The organism is Massilia eurypsychrophila (assembly GCF_002760655.1).
In the GTDB taxonomy this organism is placed as follows: Bacteria; Pseudomonadota; Gammaproteobacteria; order Burkholderiales; family Burkholderiaceae_D; genus JAFCUW01.
In genome coordinates this window covers 326,381-348,163 of sequence record NZ_PDOC01000001.1, presented here as the reverse complement: position 1 = coordinate 348,163, position 21,783 = coordinate 326,381, and the positions used below count along the sequence as shown (strand labels likewise).

The following is a 21,783-nucleotide window of genomic DNA, read 5'->3' as shown; positions in this document are numbered from 1 at the left end:
TTGTCTTCGTCAGAATTGTAGTTACATTGTCTTGATGCGATCGACCATTTCGGCGCCGAACGCGATGTAGGCTTGCGCGCCCTTCGAGGCCGGATCGAACACCACGCCCGGCACGCCGTACGACGGCGCTTCGGCCAGGCGCACGTTGCGCGGAATGATGGTCTTGAAGACCTTGTCGCCGAAGTGCTGCTCGAGCTGCGCCGAGACCTGCTGCGACAAGGTCATGCGCGGATCGAACATCACCCGCAGCAGGCCGATGATCTTCAGGTCGTGGTTCAGGTTGGCGTGCACCTTCTTGATCGTGTTGACCAGGTCGGACAGGCCCTCGAGCGCGTAGTACTCGCACTGCATCGGGATGATCACGCCGTGCGCGGCGCACAGGCCGTTTAGCGTGAGCATCGACAGCGCCGGCGGGCAGTCGATCAGGATGAAATCGTATTCGCCGTCGACCGCGGCCAGCGCATCCTTCAGGCGCCGTTCGCGATGGTCGAGTTCGACCATCTCGACTTCGGCGCCGGCCAGCTCGCGGTTCGACGGCAGCACGTCAAAGCGGCCAGACTCGGAGCGCTGGCGCGCGGTGGCGACATCGGCCTCGCCGAGCAGCACTTCGTAGGTCGACGCTTTCAGGCCGGCCTTGTTGATGCCGGCCCCCATCGTTGCATTGCCCTGCGGGTCGAGGTCGACCAGCAGTACCCGTTGATCGAGCTTGGCCAGTCCGGCGGACAGGTTGACGCTGGTGGTGGTCTTGCCTACCCCGCCCTTTTGGTTTGCTACGCAAAAAATCTTGGCCATGAACGCTCTTATAGTCGACGCAACGATATCGATTTATACCATTTATACTATCAAAATCGTATTAACGATTTATTCTGTATATGCGGTATAAACCATTTATACGGTTTATATTATTTACTCTGTTTGTTGCGATCTGGTGATGAATACCAGGTGCCGCTCCGCTTCCAGGCCCGGCACCCGCAAAGGCTGCAAATCGCTCGCTTTCCACGGCGCCGGCAGGTTTTCCCGCTCGTCCGCGGGCGCGACGCCTTTGAGGGCGATGAATTGCCCACCCTCGGCCAGCAGGTGCCCCGACCAGGTGACGAAATCGGACAGGTCTGCAAAGGCGCGCGATGTGATGACGTCGAACGGCTGCTGCACCTGCAATTGCTGCACCTTGGCGGTGTAGACCGTTACATTCGCCAGTTCCAGCTCGGCCTTCACCTGCTTGAGAAACGCTGTTTTCTTATGCACCGTGTCGATCAGCGACACCTTGACGTCGGGGCGGGTGATCGCCAGCACGATCCCAGGCAGACCGCCACCTGCGCCGACATCGAGCACGTTATGCGCCTGGGCAAAGGCAGGCACCGCGGCCAGCGAATCGAGCAGGTGTAAGGTCACCATCTGCAGCGGGTCGCGCAACGACGTCAGGTTGTAGACTGAATTCCACTTGAACAGCAGCGCCAGGTAGTCCAGCAGCAGCTCATGCTGCTTGTCGTCCAGGTCCAGCGCCAACTTTTTTGTACCGTCTGCTAATACATTCGATAGTGCTGCACGGTCGAAAAACTTCATTGGGCCAGTTCCTCGTTGAGTGTGGCGAAGCCCTTCGCGCCGCGTTTCTTCAAATGTACCAGCAATAAGGAGATTGCGGCAGGTGTCACACCGGAAATTCTTGATGCTTGACCAAGTGTTTCCGGCCGCTGCTTGTCGAGCTTCTGGCGCACTTCGATCGACAACGCCGGTATATCGAGGTAGTTAAAGCCTTCCGGCAGCTTCAGGTTTTCGTAGTGATCGTGGCGCTCGACTTCCTTGGCCTGGCGGTCGATGTAGCCGGCGTACTTGAGCTGGATCTCGACCTGCTCGCGCACGGCGGCGTCGACCACGCCCGGCCCGGCCAGCTCCTGGCCGTCGATGCCGGCCATGCTCATCAGCTTGTCGTACTCGACGCCGGGACGCCGCAGCAGGTCGGCCAGCGAATACTCGCGCTCGATGGCCTGGCCGATGACGCGCTCGGACTCGGCCGCGGCGAGGATGCGCGGGTTGACCCAGGTAGAGCGCAGGCGCTCGAGTTCGCGCGCCACCGACTCGCGCTTGGCCTCAAACGCGGCCCACTGGATGTCGCCGACACAGCCGAGCTGGCGGCCGATTTCGGTCAGGCGCATGTCGGCGTTGTCTTCACGCAGGCTCAGGCGGAACTCGGCGCGGCTGGTGAACATGCGGTACGGTTCGGCCACGCCCTGAGTGGTCAGGTCGTCGACCAGCACGCCAATGTAGGCTTCCGAGCGGCCCGGCACCCAGGCGTCGCGCCCTTGCGTCAGCAGCGCCGCGTTCAGCCCGGCCAGCATGCCCTGCGCCGCCGCTTCCTCGTAGCCGGTGGTGCCATTGATCTGGCCGGCAAAGAACAGGCCGCCGATGGCCTTGGTTTCAAGCGACGTTTTCAGGCCGCGCGGGTCGAAATAATCGTATTCGATGGCATAGCCGGGGCGCAGGATGAAGGCGTTTTCCATGCCTTTCATCGAGCGCACCAGGTCGATCTGTACGTCGAACGGCAAGCTTGTCGAGATGCCGTTCGGATAGTATTCGTTGGTCGTCAACCCTTCCGGCTCGAGGAAGATCTGGTGCGAATCCTTGCCGGCGAAGCGGTGGATCTTGTCTTCGATCGACGGACAGTAGCGCGGCCCTACCCCTTCGATGACGCCGGTAAACATCGGGCTGCGGTCGAGGCCGGCGCGGATGATGTCGTGGGTGCGGGCGTTGGTATGCGTCATCCAGCACGGCACCTGGCGCGGATGCATCGCGGCGTTGCCCATCACCGAGAAAACCGGCACCGGATCGAGGTCGCCCGGCTGCACGGACAGCACGGAAAAATCGATGCTGCGCCCGTCGATGCGCGGCGGTGTGCCGGTCTTCAGGCGCCCCTGCCCCAGCTTCAGTTCCTTCAGGCGCGCAGACAGCGAGATGGCCGGCGGGTCACCGGCGCGGCCCGCCGAGTGCGACTGCAGGCCGACGTGGATCTTACCGTCGAGGAAAGTGCCGGCCGTCAGCACCACGGCGCGCGCGCGAAAGCGCAGGCCAATCTGGGTGACGGCGCCAACCACGCGGTCGCCCTCGATGATCAGGTCATCCACGGCTTGCTGGAACAGCCACAGGTTCGGCTGGTTTTCCAGGCGTGCACGGATTGCCGCCTTGTACAGGATGCGGTCGGCCTGGGCGCGGGTAGCGCGCACGGCCGGGCCCTTGGACGAGTTCAGGATACGGAACTGGATGCCCGCCTCGTCGGTGGCGATGGCCATGGCGCCGCCCATGGCGTCGACTTCCTTGACTAGGTGACCCTTGCCGATGCCGCCAATCGACGGATTGCAGGACATCTGCCCGAGCGTCTCGATGTTATGCGTAAGCAACAAAGTCTTCTGGCCCATGCGGGCAGAAGCGAGGGCCGCTTCGGTGCCGGCATGGCCGCCGCCGACAACGATAACGTCGAATTCAGTAGGAAATAGCATGTTGGAAGCGTAAAGCGAGGGAGTGTGAGGCCAGATTATAGAGTCTTTTTGCCTCGACGACTCTTTTTGGAAGGATTAGCGATTGGCGGCGCAACTACGTTCCACGTGAAACAATGGCGATCCGGGTGCTTACCAATGTTCCACGTGGAACAAACCTTCGATTCCGAAGGCGATATTGCGTCACCAGCGGACGAAGGCGTCGTAGGTGGTTTTGAGGATCAGGAGCGAAACCACGACGAGGAACAATTTGCGCACGAATGCGCTGCCGTGCTTGATCGCCAGCTTGGTGCCAACCAGCGATCCAGCTACCTGGCACAGGGCCATCAGCAGGCCGAGCTGCCAGAGCAGATGGCCGCTGTAGCCGAACCACATCAGCGCCGAGATATTGCAGGCGACGTTGACGACCTTCGCCGCGGCCGACGCACTGAGGAAATCGAAGCCGAAAAAGCGCACGAACAGGAACATCAGGAAGCTGCCGGTACCGGGACCGAAAAAGCCATCATAGAAACCGATGCAGGCGCCCGTCCCTATCGCGATCATGCGTTCCGTCATGCCGCTGTGCACCGGTGCGTGCACAGCACCGAAATCCTTCTTTTTGAACGTGTAGATGGCCACAGCCAGCAATACCAGCGGCAGCAAGGAACGGATGAAGTCGCCCGGCACCTTGGTCACGGTGTAGGCGCCGGCGAACGACAGCGCGAACGCGGCCAAGGCCGCCGGCACCACCGCACTCCACGCCACCTTTACACGCCGCACGTAATTGACGGCCGCCGCGCTGGTGCCACAAAAGCCGGCCAGCTTGCTGGTGCCGAGCAAGGTCGCCGGCACCTCTTTCGGGAACACGGAGAACATCACCGGGATCTGGATCAGCCCGCCTCCGCCCACGACCGCATCGACCAGGCCGGCCAGAAACGCCGCGCATCCCAACAACACAAAATCCATGTTCACCGCCGCTCCGCAATCACCAGCCGTAATTGTACGGAAGAAACACATGACCCGCACTCCTCAGCAGTGGCCCGTTGGTGTAAGCTTGCTTCATCGACCACTGCCCGACTGCCTCATGTCCACCTTCGCCTCTTTCAGCTTCAGCACCGTTCCGCACCTGATCTCCCAACCTGGCGCCGCCGCGCAACTCGGGCAGCACATCCGCGCGCAATTTCCCAGCGCACGCCGCGCGCTAATCGTCACCGACCCGGGCTTCCTGCGAACCGGCCTGATCGATGCTTCGGCGCGCGACCTGGAACAGCACAACCTGACGGTGCTGATCTACTCCGACGTGGTGGCCGACCCGCCCGAGCACATCGTGCTTAGCGCGGTCGAGTTTGCGCGACAGCACGCGATTGATATCGTCATCGGCTTCGGCGGCGGCAGTTCGATGGACGTCGCCAAGCTGATCGCGGTACTGGCCGGCAGCGGCCAGGCGCTCAGCCAGGCCTACGGCATCGGCAACGTGACGGGCGAACGCTTGCCGCTGGTGCAGGTGCCCACCACCGCCGGCACCGGTTCGGAGGTGACCAACATCGCCATCGTCACCACCGGCGCGACGACCAAGATGGGCGTAGTGGCGCCGCAGCTGTATGCGGACTTGGCGGTGCTCGATGCGGAGTTGACGCTCGGCTTGCCGCCGCTGGTCACCGCGGCGACCGGCATCGACGCCATGGTGCATGCGATCGAGGCGTTCACCAGCAAGCACAAGAAAAACCCGATGTCGGACATGCTGGCCAGGCAGGCGCTGTCACTGCTGTCGAAAAACCTGGTCACGGCGTGCCAAAACGGCGCCAACCTGCAGGCACGGCAGGCGATGCTGTTGGGCGCGTATTTTGCCGGCCAGGCGTTTTCAAACGCCCCGGTGGCGGCGGTGCACGCGCTGGCCTACCCGATCGGCGGCATCTTCCACGTCCCCCACGGGCTGTCGAATTCGCTGGTGTTGCCGCATGTGCTGCGCTTTAATATGCCGGAGGCGGTCGACCATTACGCCGAGATCGCCGGCATCGTCGCACCGCACGTCGAAGGCAGCCAGGAAGCGCGGGCGGAGGCATTGATTGCTGCGATGCAGCAAATCGCCACAGTCACCGGCGTCGAGACGACGCTGCAGCAAGTGGGCATCACCGAAGGCGACCTCGACCGGCTGGCGGACGACGCGATGAAGCAGACCCGACTGCTCGGCAACAATCCGCGCGAAATGACACGCGCCGATGCCCGCGCCATCTACGCCGCCGCGCTGTAACGGTGTTCGAAAGCCGGCAGCGCAGATGCTCGCAGTCGGCCCCATCGGCACTGGTGCCGACGCCGTCACTGATCTGATGTTGTAGGGTCGTCCACCTGCGCGGAAATCCCATTTTGTCGCACATCCACGACTGCTTCAAGGTCTAGTAGCCGACCGTAGCGGGCCCGGCAAGTCGCGCCTGGCCCGTTGCTGACCCACCTTGCTGCAGAGGCTCCAGGCGCTGCTGAACCGTTCCAGGGTAAGCGAGCGAGGTCATGCGGCAAGCTGTCTATTCCACACTGCGCATCGTGTCTAATTCTGTCGAATTCTGTCTGTTTCGCCAACTGAACCGATACTGCCGGTTAATTAGACAGAAATAGACAAAATTCGACAAGATGCGCAGGAAAAAAGAGACACGATGCCGTATGACCTCTGGGCGCACAGCGCACCGCCGCCATCGCGCCTGGTTTCAGGTGGGACACTTCAGACGAACGCAGAGCCGGCGTGCACCGAGTCAATTTCGCCGCCTCTAGCGGCTTGCCGGCGCAATCGCCTTCAGCTGCGCTGCAAATTCCTCGAACGCCTGCGCATCAATCGGCCTGTAGACGACCTTCGTGCTGGCCGGGTCGGCGCCGAGGAAATTGGCGTTTTTCCAGTTGCGCGCTGGACGGATCGGCCGCGCAACGAAGCCGCCGCCGCAGTTCGGGCAGACGTTGTGCAGCACCCGCTCCACGCATTGGACGCAGAAGGTGCATTCGTAGCTGCAGATGCGGGCATCTTCGGATGCCGGCGCTAGTGGCTTGTTGCAGTTCTCGCAGCTCGGTCGTAGTTGGAGCATCGTTTTATCGTCCTTACTGGCTTACTGGTTAACGCCGGCGCGCCCAGTTGCAGCCAATGGTCGGCGCCGTCAATGCGCTCGTAACGGAACGGCGCATCGACGTAGCGTGCCCAGTTGCGCATCTGCCCTTCCGCCAACGCCGTGTCGCCGCTGCTCCACATGCCCAGCACCGGCATGGTGACCGATTGCAGCCGGAACGCACCGCCAATGCGCGCGGCAGCGCGGTAGTAGTTGAGGGCCGCGGGCCGGCGACCGTGCACGGCAAAATCGGCGCGCCATTGCGCCACCAGTTCACGGTTGCTGGTGGATAGCGGCATGAAGAACCAGTCGCCCATCGTCAGTATCCGTCCGGCCAGGCCGCGCACCATGAACAAGGCCATGTAGAACGACCTCAGGCGCTGTGCAAGCCCGGCAGTACCGAAGGCAGTCGGATGCCCGACGGACAGCGCCACGAGCCGCTCGACACGTTCTGGGGCATGCATGGCGACCTGCCAGGCGAGCGCTGCACCCAATGGCGCCACACCGAGTGGCTGTCGGGAAAGCCGTGCAGCAGTAATACCGGCGGGCCGACGCCGGCCGTGGCCACAGCATCCCGAGGCCGTTCACCTTCAGCGTCTGCGTCTGCACCTGCCTCTGCCCCTGCATGGTATCCCCCAAAAAAAACGCCGCGTTTCGAGCGCGGCGTTTTCGTAGCATTCGGCAAGCGCCGTGATCAGGCCGCTTTCTTCTTGCGGTTGGCGGCGGCGAACGCCGCGCCGATCTCGCCGACAATACCACGGCGGAACAGCAGCACGCAGACAATGAAGATCAGGCCGGTGACCATGCCGACCGACTCGCCCAGCGTCGAAAACCACTCGACGCCGGTGGTGCGCACCAGGAAGGCGCCGACGTCGCTCAGCTTGTTTTCCAGCGTGATGATGATGACGGCGCCGAGGATGGGACCAACCAAGGTGCCCATGCCCCCTACCAAGGTCATCAGGATCACCAGGCCCGACATCGTCCAGTGCACGTTGGTCAGTGTCTCGAAACCGAGCACGACGGTCTTGGTGCCGCCAGCCAACGCGGCCAGCGCGGCCGACAGCACGAAGGCCATCAGCTTGTACTTGTCGACGTCGTAACCGAGCGAGACGGCGCGCGGCTCGTTTTCCTTGATCGCCCGCAGCACCTGGCCGAACGGCGAATGGACAGTGCGCATGATCAGCGCGAAGCCGCCGACGAAGATCGCCAGCACCACGTAGTACATGGTGACGTCGTCCGACAGGTCGATGAAGCCGAACAGCTTACCGCGCGGCACACCCTGCAGGCCGTCCTCGCCGTGCGTAAACGGCGCCTTCAGCATGACGAAGTACACCATCTGCGCCAGCGCCAGCGTGATCATCGAGAAATAAATACCCTGGCGACGGATCGCCAGCTTGCCCATGACCAGGCCGATCAGCGCGCCGGCAACCACGCCGGCCAGGATGCCGAGCTCGGTCGGCAGGCCCAGCGTGCCCAAGGCATAGCCGGTAACGTAGCCGGCGGTGCCGAAGAAGGCCGCGTGGCCGAACGACAGCAGGCCGGTATAGCCGATCAGCAAGTTGAAGGCACAGGCGAACAGCCCGAAGCACAACAGCTTCATCAGGAAGACGGGGTAGCCGACAAAGGGGGCGATCAGCGCGATGGCCAACGCTAGAGAATAGCCGATGTTCTTGTTCATTCAATGCTCCGTTTCGATTGACGCTTACTTCTCTTTGCCGAACAGGCCGGCAGGACGGATCATCAGCACGATCACCATCACGACGAACACCACCACTTCCGAGCCTTCCGGATAGAACACCCGGGTGAAGCCTTCGATGATGCCCAGGCCCAGGCCGGTGAGGATCGAGCCCATGATCGAGCCCATGCCGCCGATGACGACCACGGCGAACACGACGATGATCAGGTTCGAGCCCATCAGCGGGGTGACGTTGATGATCGGCGCCGCCAGCACGCCGGCAAACGCGGCCAGCGCGACGCCGAAGCCGTAGGTCAAGGTGACCATCAGCGGCACGTTGACGCCAAACGCCTCGACCAGCTTCGGATTCTCCGTGCCGGCACGCAGGTAGGAGCCGAGCTTGGTTTTTTCAATCACGTACCAGGTGACCAGGCACACGCCAAGCGAAGCGACGACGACCCAGGCGCGGTAGTTCGGCAGCACCATGAAGCCGAGGTCGGTGGCGCCCGTGAGCAGCTCGGGAACGTCGATCGACTGGCCGGACACGCCGAAGAAGGAGCGGAACACGCCTTCGAGCAGCAAGGTGATGCCGAACGTCAGCAGCAGCCCGTACAGGTGGTCGAGCTTGTAGAGCCAGCGCAGCATGGTCTTTTCGACGATGATGCCGAAGATGCCGACTACGAGCGGGGCGATCAGCAGCATCGCCCAGTAATTCAGGCCGAACGTGGTGACGCCGATGTAGGCGAGGAAAGCGCCCATCATGTACAGCGCACCGTGCGAGAAATTGATAACGTTGAGCAAACCGAAGATGACGGCAAGGCCAAGCGACAGCATGGCGTAGAACGAGCCGTTGACCAGTCCCAGCAGGAGCTGGCTCATCATGGCCTGGAGAGGAACGCCGAAGATTTCCATGGCATCACAGTACAAAAGCACCGGCATCGCACCGGTGTAGACAAAAGAAAACGCTTGCCCGGGAACCGGGCCTGCGCCAACGACAATGCAGTGCAATTACAAAAGAAGCGGGTACGCGACCCGCTTCTTCGTCAACCACGTACTAGCTACTGCGGATTACTTCCAGAGCGCGCACTTGGTCTCGGCCTTGGTGGCGTAAGCCTGGGCACCAGGGATGGTCGCGATGACCTTGTAGTAATCCCATGGATACTTCGACTCGGCCGGCGTCTTCACCTGCATCAGGTACATGTCGTGGACCATGCGGCCGTCCGGACGGATTTCGCCGTTCTTGGCAAACATGTCGTTGACCTTGGTCTTTTTCAGCTGCGCCATGACCTTGTCGGCGTCGTCGGTACCGGTGGCCTTGACGGCGTTCAGGTACGTCATCGTTGCCGAGTAGTCAGCTGCCTGCAGCATCGACGGCTCTTTCTTCATCTTGGCGAAGTAGCGCTTGGCCCAGGCGCGCGATTCCGCGTTCTGGTCCCAGTACCAGCCGTCGGTCAGGTACATGCCCTGGGTCAGCTTCAGGCCCAGCGAGTGGACGTCGTTGATGAACATCAGCAGGCCGGCCAGCTTCATCGTCTTGGTGATGCCGAACTCGTTGGCCGCCTTGATGGTGTTGATGGTGTCGCCGCCGGCATTGGCCAGGCCCAGGATCTGCGCCTTCGACGCTTGCGCCTGCAGCAGGAAGGACGAGAAGTCCGACGCTGCCAGCGGGTGCTTCGATGCGCCCAGCACGGTACCGCCGTTCGACTTGATGACGTCGGACGTGTCGTTCTGCAGCGACTGGCCAAATGCGTAGTCAGCCGTCATGAAGTACCACGACTTGCCGCCCTGCTTGACGATGGTCGAGCCGGTGCCGCGCGCCAGGGCGATGGTGTCGTAGGCGTAGTGCACGGTGTACGGGGTGCACTCTTCGTTCGTCAGGCGGGCCGAGCCGGCGCCGATCGAGATGAAGACCTTTTTCTTTTCCGCCGCCAGTTTGGCCATGGCCAGATTGGTGCCGGAGTTGGTGCCGCCGATCAGCATGTCGACGCCCTGCTGGTCGAACCACTCGCGCGCCTTGCTGGCGGCGATGTCGGCCTTGTTCTGGTGGTCGGCGACGACGAATTCGACTTTCTTGCCGTTGACCATGCCGCCCATGTCGGCGATCGCCATCTTGATCGCTTCCGCGCCGCCGTTGCCGTCGATGTCGGAGTAGGTGCCGGACAGGTCGGTGATGAAGCCGATCTTGATGGTGTCGCCCGACACTTGCGCTTGCGCCGAGAAGGACAGGCCGAGTGCGCATGCTGCGGTAGCTGCGATGGCGATAGCTTTACGTTTCATTTCTTGTCTCCGTTAGGATAGTTGTTTGTTGTGCTCAACGTTGTTGCCTGGGGTGCTGCTTATACGCCGAGGAGTTCGGTCAGAACCGGCATCTTCGCGTTTAATTCCGACGAAGCGAAGGTCTCGACGATCTGACCGTGCTCCACCACGTAAAACCGATCCGCCAATGGAGCGGCGAAGCGGAAATTCTGTTCCACCATGACGATGGTGTAGCCCTTGGCCTTCAGTTCCGTGATCATGCGGGCCAGGCCCTGCACGATGACCGGCGCCAGGCCTTCGGAAATTTCGTCGAGCAGCAGCAAGCGCGCGCCGGTGCGCAGGATGCGCGCCACTGCCAGCATCTGCTGTTCGCCGCCCGACAAGCGCGTGCCCTGGCTGTTGCGGCGCTCGTACAGGTTGGGGAACATCTGATAGATTTCCTGTACCGACATGCCTTTTTCGCTGCCGGACAGGGCCGGCGGCAGCATCAGGTTTTCCTCGGTCGACAGCGACGAGAAGATGCCGCGTTCCTCGGGGCAGTAGCCGATGCCGAGGTGGGCAATCTTGTGGGTCGGCAGGCTGATTGCCTCGACGCCATTGACCTTGATCGAGCCGGTACGCTTGCCCGTCAGGCCCATGATGGCGCGCAAGGTGGTGGTGCGGCCGGCGCCGTTACGGCCCAGCAAGGTCACCACTTCGCCCTGGTTCACCGTCAGGTTGACGTCGTGCAGGATGTGCGATTCGCCGTACCACGCCTGCAAATTGCTGATCTCGAGAGCGGCGGCCATCAGTGCGCTCCTTCCAGGTCGGCGCTGGTGGTGCCCATGTAGGCTTCCATCACCTGCGGGTTGCGCGATACCTCGGCATAGGTGCCTTCGGCCAGCATGGCGCCGCGCTGCAGCACTGAAATCTTGTCGCAAATACCGGAAACCACGTTCATATTATGTTCGACCATCAGGATGGTGCGGCCGGCCGATACTTTTTTGATCAGCTCGGTGACGCGGTGGACGTCTTCGTGGCCCATGCCCTGGGTCGGCTCGTCGAGCAGCATCAGCTCGGGCTGCATCGCCAGGGTGGTGGCAATTTCCAGCGCGCGCTTGCGCCCGTACGGCATGTCGACGGTGATGGTGTCGGCGAATTCGGTCAGGTCGACCTCGGCCAGCAACTGCATGGCGCGGTCGTCGAGGCGCGACAGTGAGCGCTCGCTCTGCCAGAAATTGAACGACGTGCCCAGTTCGCGCTGCAAGCCGATGCGCACATTCTGCAGCACCGTCAGGTGCGGGAACACGGCCGAAATCTGGAACGAGCGGATGATGCCCATGCGGGCGATCTGCGCCGGCTTGGCAGCGGTGATGTCCTTGCCGTTGAACAGGATATGGCCCGACGTCGGCACCAGGAACTTGGTCAGCAGGTTGAAACAGGTGGTCTTGCCGGCGCCGTTCGGGCCGATCAGCGCATGGATATGCCCACGCTCGACGCTGAGATTGACGTCACTTACCGCTGTGAAACCTTTGAACTCTTTGGTCAGGTTTTTCGTCTGTAATATGACATCCGTCATTGGGTCTCCGAGATATTTTTATCATACTGCTATGTATTTTTTTCACGATAATACACACAATAAAATTTCGTCACAATACGGTATAACTACCATTTCGCCCCGAATCGCCTCACCTCGGTGTTGCCGCGATGAGCTCCGCAGCCCGCTCGGCGATCATTAACGTCGGCGAATTCGTGTTGCCAGAAGTGATGTTCGGCATGATCGATGCATCAATAACGCGCAAGCCCCCCACTCCGATGACGCGCAATTCACTGTCGACCACCGACATCGGGTCGTCAACCTTGCCCATCTTGCAGGTGCCGACCGGGTGGAAGATCGTCGTGCCGATCAGGCCGGCCGCTTCGGCCAGCTCGTCTTCGGTGCGGTAATGAATGCCCGGCTTGAATTCTTCCGGCTTGTATTTGGACAGTGCCGGCGCCGTAACAATCTTGCGCGTGAGCGTCAGCGCCGCGGCCGCGGTCTTGCGGTCCGCCGCCGTGCTCAGGTAATTCGGTGAAATCTTCGGCGGCGCGTAGCTGTCGTTGCTGGCAATGCGTACGTGTCCGCGCGAGGTTGGGCGCAGATTGCAGACGCTGGCGGTAAACGCCGGGAACGGATGCAGCGGATCGCCGAACTTTTCCAGCGACAGCGGCTGCACGTGATATTGCAGGTTGGCGCTGGCCTGGCCGGCGTCGGACCTGGCGAACGCGCCCAGCTGCGACGGCGCCATCGACATCGGTCCGCTCTGGCGCACGGCGTATTCGAGGCCGATTTTCATCTTGCCGAACCAGCTTGCGGCGCTGGTGTTGAGCGTCTTGGCGCCGTTGATCTTGAAGATCATCCGCAATTGCAGGTGGTCCTGCAGGTTTTCGCCAACCCCGGGGGCGTCGACCATCGGCGTGATGCCGACCTGCTGCAAGGCGGCCGCCGGCCCGATGCCGGACAGCTGCAGGATCTGCGGCGAGCCGATCGCGCCCGCTGCCAGCAAGGTTTCCTGCACTGCATCGGCGCGAAATTTCCTGCCGCCGCCGAAAAACTCGACGCCGCGGCATACGGCGCCCTTTTCCGTGTGCTCGATGATCAAGCGCTCGACATGGCAGCCGGTCATGATGGTCAGGTTTTCGCGCCCGGCGATCGGTTTCAGGAACGCTTTCGCGGTATTCCAGCGGATGCCGCGGCGCTGGTTGACCTCGAAATACGAGCAGCCTTCGTTGTCGCCGGTATTGAAATCGTCGACTTTCGGGATGCCAGTCTCATCGGCGGCATCGCGGAAGGCGTCGAGGATCTGCCACGACAGCCGCTGTTTCTCGACGCGCCACTCGCCGCCGCCGCCGTGATTGGCGTTGGCGCCGCCGTGGTGGTCCTCGGTTTTCATGAACAGCGGCAGCACCTTGTCCCACGCCCAACCCGGGTCGCCGGTCAGCTCGGCCCAGCGATCGTAGTCGCCGGACTGGCCGCGCATGTAGATCATGCCGTTGATCGACGAACTGCCACCCAGCACTTTGCCGCGCGGATAAATCAGCGAGCGGCCGCCGATGCCGGCGTCCGCTTCAGTCTTGTAGAGCCAGTCGGTGCGCGGATTGCCAATGCAATGCAGATAGCCGACCGGGATGTGAATCCACAGGTAATCGTCCTTGCCGCCGGCCTCGATCAGCAGGACGGTGGTGTCTTTCTTGCGCGTGAGGCGGTTTGCCAGCAGGCAGCCGGCAGTGCCGGCGCCCACGATAATGTAGTCGTATTGTCCTGCCGATTCCAATCAAGGCTCCTCAAGTTGGGCGCATCTCCGCCACCAGCGTTTGCATCAGTTGTGCGACCGACAGCGCGCGGGCGCGGCCGACTTCGGCGCCGGCCCACAGCGACATCAGTTCGGTGTCGCCGCTTTTGGCCGCAGCCGCTCGTATGCTTGCTGTCAATGCATTTTGCACAGGATACGCTGGAACTTGCGTCTCCACACTCTCCATTTGCTCCATGAAACGATTTTCTACGCCGCGGGCGTAGCGACCTGAGAAGCTGCGGGTCAGCCGGGTCGTCAGACCGTGGCCCGACAGCAGCTTTTGCTTGTAGGCCGGATGGATGCCGGATTCGTCGGTGACGAGGAAGGCGGTGCCCATCTGCACTGCCTTGGCGCCCAGCGACAGAGCTTCCCTGATGTCGACCCCGGTCATGATGCCGCCGGCGGCGATGACGGGAATGCGCACAGCCTCTGCAACCAGCGGCCACAGCTGGCGCGCCGACAGCGTCGCTTCCTCTTGCGGACCGAGGAAAGTGCCTCGATGGCCGCCCGCCTCGACGCCGGAAGCCACCACCGCATCGGCGCCGATCGCCTCCCAGGCCCGCGCTTCGTCGACAGTGGTGATGGTGCCGATGACGGCGATGCCGGCTGAGTGCAGCCGCTCGACCTGGCTCGCGCTCAGGATGTCAAAGGTAAAGCTGGCGGCGGCGGGCCTTAGCTCGAGCAGGGTTTCGAACTGGGCGCTGAAGTCCTGACACCATTGCGCGGGAACCGGCAGGTCCGTCCAGCCCAGGCTTTGCCAGATGGGGCGCAACAACTCGACGCCGGCGCTGACTTCCTGTTCGCTTGGCGCTGGCGTGGGCTGCACGAAGAAGTTGAGCTGGAATGGCCGATCGGTCATCGTGCGGATCTGGCCGACCTGGTCACGGATCGCCGCGGGGGACAGCAAGGACCCGGGCAAGCTGCCCAGTCCGCCAGCGTTGGAGACACCGGCCACCAGGGCAGGAGTGCATGAGCCCCCGGCCATCGGGCCTTGAACGATTGGAAATTCCATTAGCGACAACACGTCCATACGGCCTCCTGTGGATAAGTCTATGAATATCCACAGGTACGGTTTGTGGATAAACCCTATTTTATTCACACCCTGGAATTTGTCCAGAATTGCTACCAGCCGCATACAAAGTCGTTAACCAGTTTATACATCGCGCAAGCTATTGATTACAAAGGGAAATAACAGCTTATCCACAGAAAATGGCCTACGTTAACTACTACTACTAAGGTTATATTCTTACTTGTTTAAGTAAACAAGCATGCGAAAAGCGAGGCCGAAAGTCGCGAAAACCTCTCTTGTTAGACCTTCGGCGGTCAAAAACGACGCGGAAGTTGATGACTATTTTTTGTGCAGGCTGTTTTGAAATTCGCAAATCGATGAGCAAGCTCTTTTGATAACTTTAAATTTTTGACAGCTCAGCATGGATCCCTGCTTTCGCGATGATGACGGCAAGGGCGTTGGCAGCTGTGGATAAGCTGTTGGATATCCACAGGGTTCAATGTGCAGAACTCATGCATTTGTACGCAGCCGATTTTTTATCCAACAATGATCCCAACTGGATACAATGTTTTTAAGCGTACTTGTAAACGCTGTAAGCCGTTGAGCCTGTTGATAAAATCCGACTTATCCACAAAAAAATCGCCGTTTACTATTACTACTAAATTTATATATATATCTTTGTATAAAACAGTAAACGCGGCGAACAATGTGGACAAGCCCTGAAAAACCGTGTTCCAGAAATATGAATCACCACAAAATCAAGCGCTTGGGGATCATCAGCGCCCTTCATGAAGAACAGGAAGGACTCGTGCAAGCCATGCATGGGGCCGCCACGGTCATCCACGGCATGCGCGACTACTCTGTCGGCCAGTTGTGGGGAATCGACGCTGTGTGCGTCCTGTCGCGTATTGGCAAGGTCGCGGCATCGATGACGGCCGCCATGCTTGTGGAGAAGTTTGGAGTTACCCACATCCTGGTCACCGGTGTGGCAGGTTCAGGTGATGCCGGCGTGCGCGTGGGCGACATCGTGATCGGCGAGTCGCTGGTTCAGCACGATCTGGACGCCAGTCCTCTCTTTCCCCGTTACGAGGTGCCATTGACCGGCATTGCCAACTTTGCTTCCGATGCGCGGATGTCAACCCAGCTGGCTGGAGCGGCGCTCGGTTTCCTGGAATCGGACTTTTTGGAAGTGATCGGCCTGGAAGACCGCCAGGTATTCGGACTCGGGAAGCCTCAGGTGCACCGCGGCCTGATTGCCAGCGGCGACCAGTTCGTCACCAGCCGCGGCCATATCGAACGGTTGAACACGTCCCATCCGGGCCTGCTAGCGGTCGAGATGGAGGGGGCGGCGGTGGCGCAGGTGTGCTTCGAGCTGGGTGTGCCGTTCGCCGTGATCCGGACTATTTCTGACAACGCCAACGAAGACGCGGCGACCGATTTTCTACGTTTCGTGAAATCGGTCGCCGCTTGTTACGCGTTTCATATCGTCAGGCGCTTTTGCCGCCAATCGGTCTAGCCCAGCATCGAGTCCGCCGGCACGTAGGCGTAGTCAAGCGCTTCGGCCACCGCCGCATAGGTGACCTTGCCCATGCAAACGTTCAGGCCGTTTTTCAGGTGCGGGTCGTCGCGCATGGCCTGCTGCCAGCCTTTGGCCGCCAATGCCACTGCGTGGCCGATGGTGGCGTTGTTGAGCGCAAAGGTCGAGGTGCGGGCCACGGCGCCTGGCATGTTGGCCACGCAGTAGTGCACCACGCCATCGATCACGAAGGTCGGATCGGCGTGCGTCGTCGCGTGCGAGGTCTCGAAGCAACCGCCCTGGTCGATGGCGACGTCGACCACCACCGCGCCCGGCTTCATGCGCGAAATCATGTCGCGCGTGACCAGCTTCGGCGCCGCGGCGCCAGGTACCAGCACGCCGCCGATCACCAGGTCGGCCGACAGCACCGCTTCCTCAATCGCGTGGGCGTTCGAGTACAAGGTCGAGATGCGGTTGCCGAAAATCAGGTCGAGCTGGCGCAGGCGGTCCATGTTCTTGTCGAGCACGGTGACGCGCGCGCCGGTGCCCACCGCCATCTGCAGCGCATTGCTGCCGACCACGCCGGCGCCGATGATGACGATGTGGCCGGCAGCCACGCCAGGCACGCCGCCGAGCAGCAAGCCCATGCCGCCCTTGGATTTCTCGAGGTGGGCCGCGCCGGCCTGGATGGCCATGCGGCCGGCCACTTCGCTCATCGGCGCGAGCAGCGGCAAGCCGCCGCCGGCGCCGGTGATGGTCTCGTAGGCGATACAGACTGCGCCCGAGCGCACCAGCGCCGCCGTCTGTTCCGGATCCGGCGCCAGGTGCAGGTAGGTGTACAGGATCTGGCCTTTGCCGAGCATGGCGCACTCGCCCGGCTGCGGCTCCTTGACCTTGACTATCATTTCCGCGCGGGCAAAGATTTCCTTCGCCGTAGCAACAATCGACGCGCCCGCCGCAACGTACTGTTCGTCAGGCAAGCCGATCTCGGCGCCGGCGTTCTTTTGCACCAGCACCTGGTGACCCCGCGAGGTCAGTTCGCGCACGCTGGGCGGCGTCAGGCCGACCCGGTACTCATTGTTCTTAATTTCTTTTGGGACCCCGACTATCATGTCTTCCTCCAAGTTGTAAAACGAACATCTGCATCATTACAGACCCAGTGTCATGAGGCTTGCGTTACCGCCAGCGGCGGTCGTGTTGACACACAGCGCGCGCTCGGCGACCAGGCGCCACAACGGGATCGCACCTTCTTCGGTGGTGTCGACGATGCCGATGATTGCACCGTCCCGGCCGGCAAGTTTCGTGCGCAGGGCGTCGGCGACGGACGCCTCCACCAGCGCCACCTGGAACGCAGAAGTGCATTCGTCGAGATTGGCGATGACCTGGATGCGGTCGCGCACCTCCGGCGGCAAGCCTTCCGGCAGCAGGTGGCCGGAACCGGCCATCACCACCGCGCGGTTGCCGGTCGCCAGCACTGCGGCCAGCTGGTTGAGCAGCACGCCGATGTGCTTGGCGGCGCACAGCACCGTGCCGCGGTTGGCGAACGACAGCGTGTTGCGCTCGCCCGTCGGCCCCGGCAGCGCCAGCGTGGTGCCGAGCAAGGTCGTGCGCATGTACTGTTCGGCCAATGCCACCACGCGCTGCTGGCCGTGCGTGCGCGCCCACACCATCAGCGCGTCGAGTCCCGGCGTGGCCTGGCGTTCGTGGCGCAGCAGCGGCGGCGCGGCGCGCTGCAGGCGCTTGATGTACAGCGGACCGCCCGCTTTCGGGCCGGTGCCGGACTTGCCTTCGCCGCCGAACGGCTGCACGCCGACCACGGCGCCGACGATATTTCGGTTGACGTAGATGTTGCCGACGTGGGCGTGCGAGGCGATGAAGTCGATCGTCTCGTCGATGCGCGAATGGACGCCGAGCGTCAGGCCAAAGCCGCTGGTGTTGATCGAGTCGATCAGCTGCGGCAGCGCGGCGCGCTTGTAGCGGATGATGTGCAGCACCGGCCCGAATACTTCCTGCGTCAGCTCCGACAGCGCGCCGATTTCCAGCAGCGTCGGCGCGACGAACGTGCCCTGCGCCTCGAGGCCTTCCGGCAGCGGCAGCGAATAGAACGATTTCGCCTTGAGCTTGGTGCGCGCGATGTGCGCCAGCAGGTTGTCGCGCGCTTCTGCGTCGATCACCGGGCCGATGTCGGTCGACAGGCGGTCCGGCACGCCGACGCGCAGTTCCTGCATCGCGCCCTTGAGCATGCGGATCGTCTTGTCGGCGATTTCTTCCTGCAGGAACAGCACCCGCAGCGCCGAGCAGCGCTGGCCGGCGCTGTCGAAGGCGGAGCTGAGGGCATCCTGCACCACCTGTTCGGGCAGCGCCGACGAATCGACGATCAGCGCGTTCTGGCCGCCCGTTTCGGCGATCAGCGGGATCTCGTTCGACTCGTCGAGCGAGCGCTTGGCCAGCGTGCGGTTGATCAGCTGCGCCACTTCGGTCGAGCCGGTAAAGATCACGCCGCGCACGCGCGCGTCGGCCGTCAGTGCCGCGCCGACCACTTCGCCGCGGCCCGGCAGGAACTGCAAGGCGCCCTTCGGGATGCCGGCCTGGTGGAACAGCTGCACCGCGCGGTGCGCGATCAGCGGCGTTTGTTCGGCCGGCTTGGCCAGCACCACGTTACCGGCGGCCAGCGCAGCGGCGACCTGGCCGGTGAAGATCGCCAGCGGGAAGTTCCATGGGCTGATGCAGGCGACCGGGCCCAGCGCCAGCGTATTGGCGGAACCGTGTACTTGCGCGGCGTAGTAGCGCAGGAAGTCGACCGCTTCGCGCACTTCGGCGATCGCGTTCGGCAGCGATTTGCCGGCTTCGCGCACGGCCAGCGCCATCAGCTCCTGGCAGTTTTCCTCGAACAGGTCGGCCACGCGGGCGAGCGTATCGGCGCGGATCGACGGCTCGGTGGTCTGCCAGTCCATCGCAAACGCGGTGGCGCCGGCGAGCGCGGTTTCGACGTCGGCGCTGGTTGCTTCCTGCACATGGCCGACGACGTCCGCGTGGTTGGCCGGGTTGGTGATCTCTCCCCATGCCGATGACGCCAGAGGTCCATCGATCAATGGCGCCGCGTCGTACACGCGGCGCGCGGCCAGCGATGCCGCCAGGTCGGTCAGCACATTCTCGTTGGTGAGGTCGATGCCGGACGAATTCTTGCGCTCGGCGCCGAACAGGTGGACCGGCAGTGCGATGCCCGGATGCGGCACGCCGCCCTGCACGCGCGCGACGTCGAACGGATCGGCGATCAGCGACTCGATGGATACCTTCTGGTCGACGATCTGGTTGACGAACGACGAGTTGGCGCCGTTTTCCAGCAGCCGGCGCACCAAGTAGGCCAGCAGCGTTTCGTGCGAGCCGACCGGCGCATAGATGCGGCAGGGCTTGTCGAGGTTTTCCTTGCCGACGACCTGGTCGTACAGCGTTTCGCCCATGCCGTGCAGGCACTGGAATTCGTAGTTGCTGATGCCGTCCTGCCTGGCCCAGGTATAGATCACCGCCAGCGAGTGCGCGTTGTGGGTGGCGAACTGCGGGTACAGCAGTTCGCTGGCGGCCAGCAGTTTTTTCGCGCACGTCAGGTACGACACGTCGGTGTAGACCTTGCGCGTGTAGACCGGATAGCCGGGCATGCCGTCGACCTGCGCGCGCTTGATTTCGGCGTCCCAGTAGGCGCCCTTCACCAGCCGCACCATGAACTTGCGGCCACTGCGTTTGGCCAGGTCGGCCAGGTAGTCGATGACGAACGGGCAGCGCTTCTGGTAGGCCTGCACGACGAAGCCGATGCCGTCAAAGCCGGCCAGTTCCGGATCGAACGCCATCGCTTCCATCAGGTCGAGCGAGATCTCGAGGCGGTCGGCTTCTTCGGCGTCGATGTTCAGGCCGATGTTGTAGTGCTTGGCCAGCAGTACCAGGGTGCGCACGCGCGGCAGCAGTTCGGCCATCACGCGCGCATGCTGCGCACGGCTGTAGCGCGGGTGCAGCGCCGACAGCTTGACCGAGATGCCGGGACCGTCCTTGATGCCGCGCCCATTGGACGCCTTGCCGATCGCGTGGATCGCCGTTTCGTACGACGCGTAGTAGTTCTGCGCATCGAGTTCGGTCAGTGCCGCTTCGCCCAGCATGTCGTACGAATAGCGGTAGCCGCGTGCTTCGTTGTCGCGGCTGTTTTTCAGTGCTTCGTCGATGGTCTGGCCGGTGACGAACTGATTGCCGAGCATGCGCATGGCCAGGTCGACGCCTTTGCGGATCAGTGGCTCGCCGCCCTTGCCGATCAATTTGGTCAGCGCGGAACCCAGGCCCGTCTCGCTGCTGGTGCCAACGAGCTTGCCGGTGATGAGCAGGCCCCAGGTGGCGGCATTGACGAACAGTGACGGCGATTCGCCCAGGTGCTTGCGCCAGTCGCCCTTGCTGATCTTGTCGGCGATCAGACGGTCGGCGGTCTGGCTGTCGGGGATGCGCAGCAGCGCTTCGGCCAGGCACATCAGGGCCACGCCTTCTTCCGACGACAGCGAAAACTCATGCATCAACGCGTCCACGCCGGACGAGCGCGTGCGCTTTTCGCGCACCTGCGACACCAGCTTGTGCGCCAGCGCGCCGGCGTCGGCGTTGGCGCGCGCGCCCTGCGCCAGCAGCGACTCCACCGCGCCGGCCTCGTCGCGGCGGTAGGCCGCGGTTACCGCCGCGCGCAGCGGCGTTTGTTCAGGCTTGATTTCTGCCTGAAGCGAGGCGAACGGGGCGGACGGGGCGGACGGGGCGGACGGGGCGGGATTTTGCATGGAAACTCTTTAATCAGAAGAAGGAAACAGCGCCGCACGAAAAATCAGGGGCGCAAAAAATTGATTCGATTGTAGTGCGGATTCTTCTGGATTTATTCTGGTATTAACGAAGACTAGCAATAGATAGTTTTTGGTGAGACAATTTAACCAAATTAAATTTATCTTGGGGGTAGGCTGACATGCTGGACAAGATTAGCAAGAAGATCCTCGCGGAGTTGCAGAACGACGGACGCATCAGCAATGTCGAACTGGCCTCCCGAGTCAACCTGTCGCCGGCGGCCTGCCTGGAGCGGGTGCGCAAGCTGCATGAGTCAGGCTACATCATGGGCTACACCGCCCAGCTCAATCCGCAGTTGCTCGACGTGTCGCTGCTGGTATTCATCGAGGTGGTGCTCGATCGCACCACGCCGGAAGTGTTCGATGCTTTCAAGAATAGCGTGCAACTGATCCCCGAGGTGCTCGAATGCCACATGGTGGCCGGCGGTTTCGATTACCTGGTCAAGGCGCGCGTGAAGGACATGGCGGCATACCGCGAATTCCTCGGCAAGACCTTACTGCAAAAAGGCGTGCGTGAAACGCATACCTACGCCGTAATGGAAGAAGTGAAGAACACGACCAAGTTGCCGATCAAATAGCTTGCTGCAGCCTTACGTGCACAAAT

The 21,783-nt window shown here is 62.2% G+C and carries 18 protein-coding genes; 3 read left to right on the top strand and 15 right to left on the bottom strand.

Going from position 1 to position 21,783, the window contains the following annotated elements; genetic code table 11:
• Window positions 1-21: 21 nt before the first annotated feature.
• The 4 genes from CR105_RS01620 to CR105_RS01605 form a co-directional block, all read right to left on the bottom strand.
• Entirely contained in the window at window positions 22-792 is a 771-nt protein-coding gene (locus CR105_RS01620) for a ParA family protein (RefSeq protein ID WP_099786677.1), read from the bottom strand.
• A 114-nt stretch (window positions 793-906) separates the two neighbouring features.
• Window positions 907-1,563: a 16S rRNA (guanine(527)-N(7))-methyltransferase RsmG gene (gene rsmG / locus CR105_RS01615; RefSeq protein WP_099786676.1), complete on the bottom strand. Its 657-nt coding sequence runs from the start codon at window positions 1,561-1,563 to the stop codon at window positions 907-909.
• A complete protein-coding gene (mnmG, locus tag CR105_RS01610; RefSeq protein ID WP_099786675.1) occupies window positions 1,560-3,491 on the bottom strand; it encodes a tRNA uridine-5-carboxymethylaminomethyl(34) synthesis enzyme MnmG in 1,932 nt (643 codons plus the stop codon). The genes rsmG and mnmG overlap by 4 nt, the downstream gene beginning before the upstream one ends.
• 180 nt (window positions 3,492-3,671) lie before the next feature.
• Window positions 3,672-4,433, bottom strand: a complete 762-nt coding sequence (locus tag CR105_RS01605) for a sulfite exporter TauE/SafE family protein (RefSeq protein WP_099786674.1) — start codon at window positions 4,431-4,433, stop codon at window positions 3,672-3,674.
• Between the two features lie 118 nt (window positions 4,434-4,551).
• Between CR105_RS01605 and CR105_RS01600 the strand changes: the two genes are divergently transcribed.
• Window positions 4,552-5,718, top strand: a complete 1,167-nt coding sequence (locus tag CR105_RS01600) for an iron-containing alcohol dehydrogenase (RefSeq protein ID WP_099786673.1) — start codon at window positions 4,552-4,554, stop codon at window positions 5,716-5,718.
• 508 nt (window positions 5,719-6,226) lie between these two features.
• Here CR105_RS01600 and CR105_RS01595 read toward each other — a convergent pair.
• From CR105_RS01595 to CR105_RS01555, 9 genes are all read right to left on the bottom strand, one after another.
• On the bottom strand, window positions 6,227-6,535 hold the full coding sequence (locus CR105_RS01595; RefSeq protein ID WP_099786672.1) for a DUF1272 domain-containing protein: 309 nt from the start codon (window positions 6,533-6,535) through the stop codon (window positions 6,227-6,229).
• Entirely contained in the window at window positions 6,490-7,017 is a 528-nt protein-coding gene (locus CR105_RS01590; RefSeq protein ID WP_131021629.1) for an alpha/beta fold hydrolase, read from the bottom strand. Before CR105_RS01590 ends, CR105_RS01595 begins: the two co-directional genes overlap by 46 nt.
• A 230-nt stretch (window positions 7,018-7,247) precedes the next feature.
• Entirely contained in the window at window positions 7,248-8,231 is a 984-nt protein-coding gene (locus CR105_RS01585; RefSeq protein ID WP_099786670.1) for a branched-chain amino acid ABC transporter permease, read from the bottom strand.
• Between the two features lie 24 nt (window positions 8,232-8,255).
• Window positions 8,256-9,140 (bottom strand): branched-chain amino acid ABC transporter permease, encoded by an 885-nt coding sequence (locus CR105_RS01580; RefSeq protein ID WP_099786669.1) that lies wholly within the window; start codon window positions 9,138-9,140, stop codon window positions 8,256-8,258.
• Window positions 9,141-9,296: 156 nt separating this feature from the next.
• A complete protein-coding gene (locus tag CR105_RS01575) occupies window positions 9,297-10,505 on the bottom strand; it encodes an ABC transporter substrate-binding protein (RefSeq protein WP_099786668.1) in 1,209 nt (402 codons plus the stop codon).
• Window positions 10,506-10,564: 59 nt separating this feature from the next.
• A complete protein-coding gene (locus CR105_RS01570; protein ID WP_099786667.1) occupies window positions 10,565-11,272 on the bottom strand; it encodes an ABC transporter ATP-binding protein in 708 nt (235 codons plus the stop codon).
• Complete coding sequence (locus CR105_RS01565) at window positions 11,272-12,042, bottom strand: ABC transporter ATP-binding protein (RefSeq protein ID WP_099786666.1); 771 nt, start codon at window positions 12,040-12,042, stop codon at window positions 11,272-11,274. The genes CR105_RS01570 and CR105_RS01565 overlap by 1 nt, the downstream gene beginning before the upstream one ends.
• A gap of 109 nt (window positions 12,043-12,151) precedes the next feature.
• Entirely contained in the window at window positions 12,152-13,777 is a 1,626-nt protein-coding gene (locus tag CR105_RS01560; protein WP_099786665.1) for a GMC family oxidoreductase, read from the bottom strand.
• A gap of 10 nt (window positions 13,778-13,787) precedes the next feature.
• Window positions 13,788-14,930 carry an NAD(P)H-dependent flavin oxidoreductase gene (locus CR105_RS01555; RefSeq protein WP_307189601.1) on the bottom strand — a complete coding sequence of 381 codons (1,143 nt, stop codon included), beginning with the start codon at window positions 14,928-14,930 and terminating at the stop codon, window positions 13,788-13,790.
• Between the two features lie 616 nt (window positions 14,931-15,546).
• On the opposite strand from CR105_RS01555, the gene CR105_RS01550 reads away from it, so the two are divergent.
• Window positions 15,547-16,320 carry a 5'-methylthioadenosine/adenosylhomocysteine nucleosidase gene (locus tag CR105_RS01550; RefSeq protein ID WP_099786663.1) on the top strand — a complete coding sequence of 258 codons (774 nt, stop codon included), beginning with the start codon at window positions 15,547-15,549 and terminating at the stop codon, window positions 16,318-16,320.
• On the opposite strand, the gene ald is transcribed toward CR105_RS01550, so the two are convergent.
• Together ald and putA are read right to left on the bottom strand one after the other, a co-directional pair.
• Window positions 16,317-17,432 carry an alanine dehydrogenase gene (gene ald / locus CR105_RS01545; protein ID WP_099786662.1) on the bottom strand — a complete coding sequence of 372 codons (1,116 nt, stop codon included), beginning with the start codon at window positions 17,430-17,432 and terminating at the stop codon, window positions 16,317-16,319. The genes CR105_RS01550 and ald overlap by 4 nt on opposite strands.
• A gap of 36 nt (window positions 17,433-17,468) precedes the next feature.
• Window positions 17,469-21,122 carry a trifunctional transcriptional regulator/proline dehydrogenase/L-glutamate gamma-semialdehyde dehydrogenase gene (gene putA, locus CR105_RS01540; protein ID WP_099786661.1) on the bottom strand — a complete coding sequence of 1,218 codons (3,654 nt, stop codon included), beginning with the start codon at window positions 21,120-21,122 and terminating at the stop codon, window positions 17,469-17,471.
• Window positions 21,123-21,301: 179 nt separating this feature from the next.
• On the opposite strand from putA, the gene CR105_RS01535 reads away from it, so the two are divergent.
• Window positions 21,302-21,757, top strand: a complete 456-nt coding sequence (locus CR105_RS01535) for an Lrp/AsnC ligand binding domain-containing protein (protein ID WP_099786660.1) — start codon at window positions 21,302-21,304, stop codon at window positions 21,755-21,757.
• Window positions 21,758-21,783: the final 26 nt, after the last annotated feature.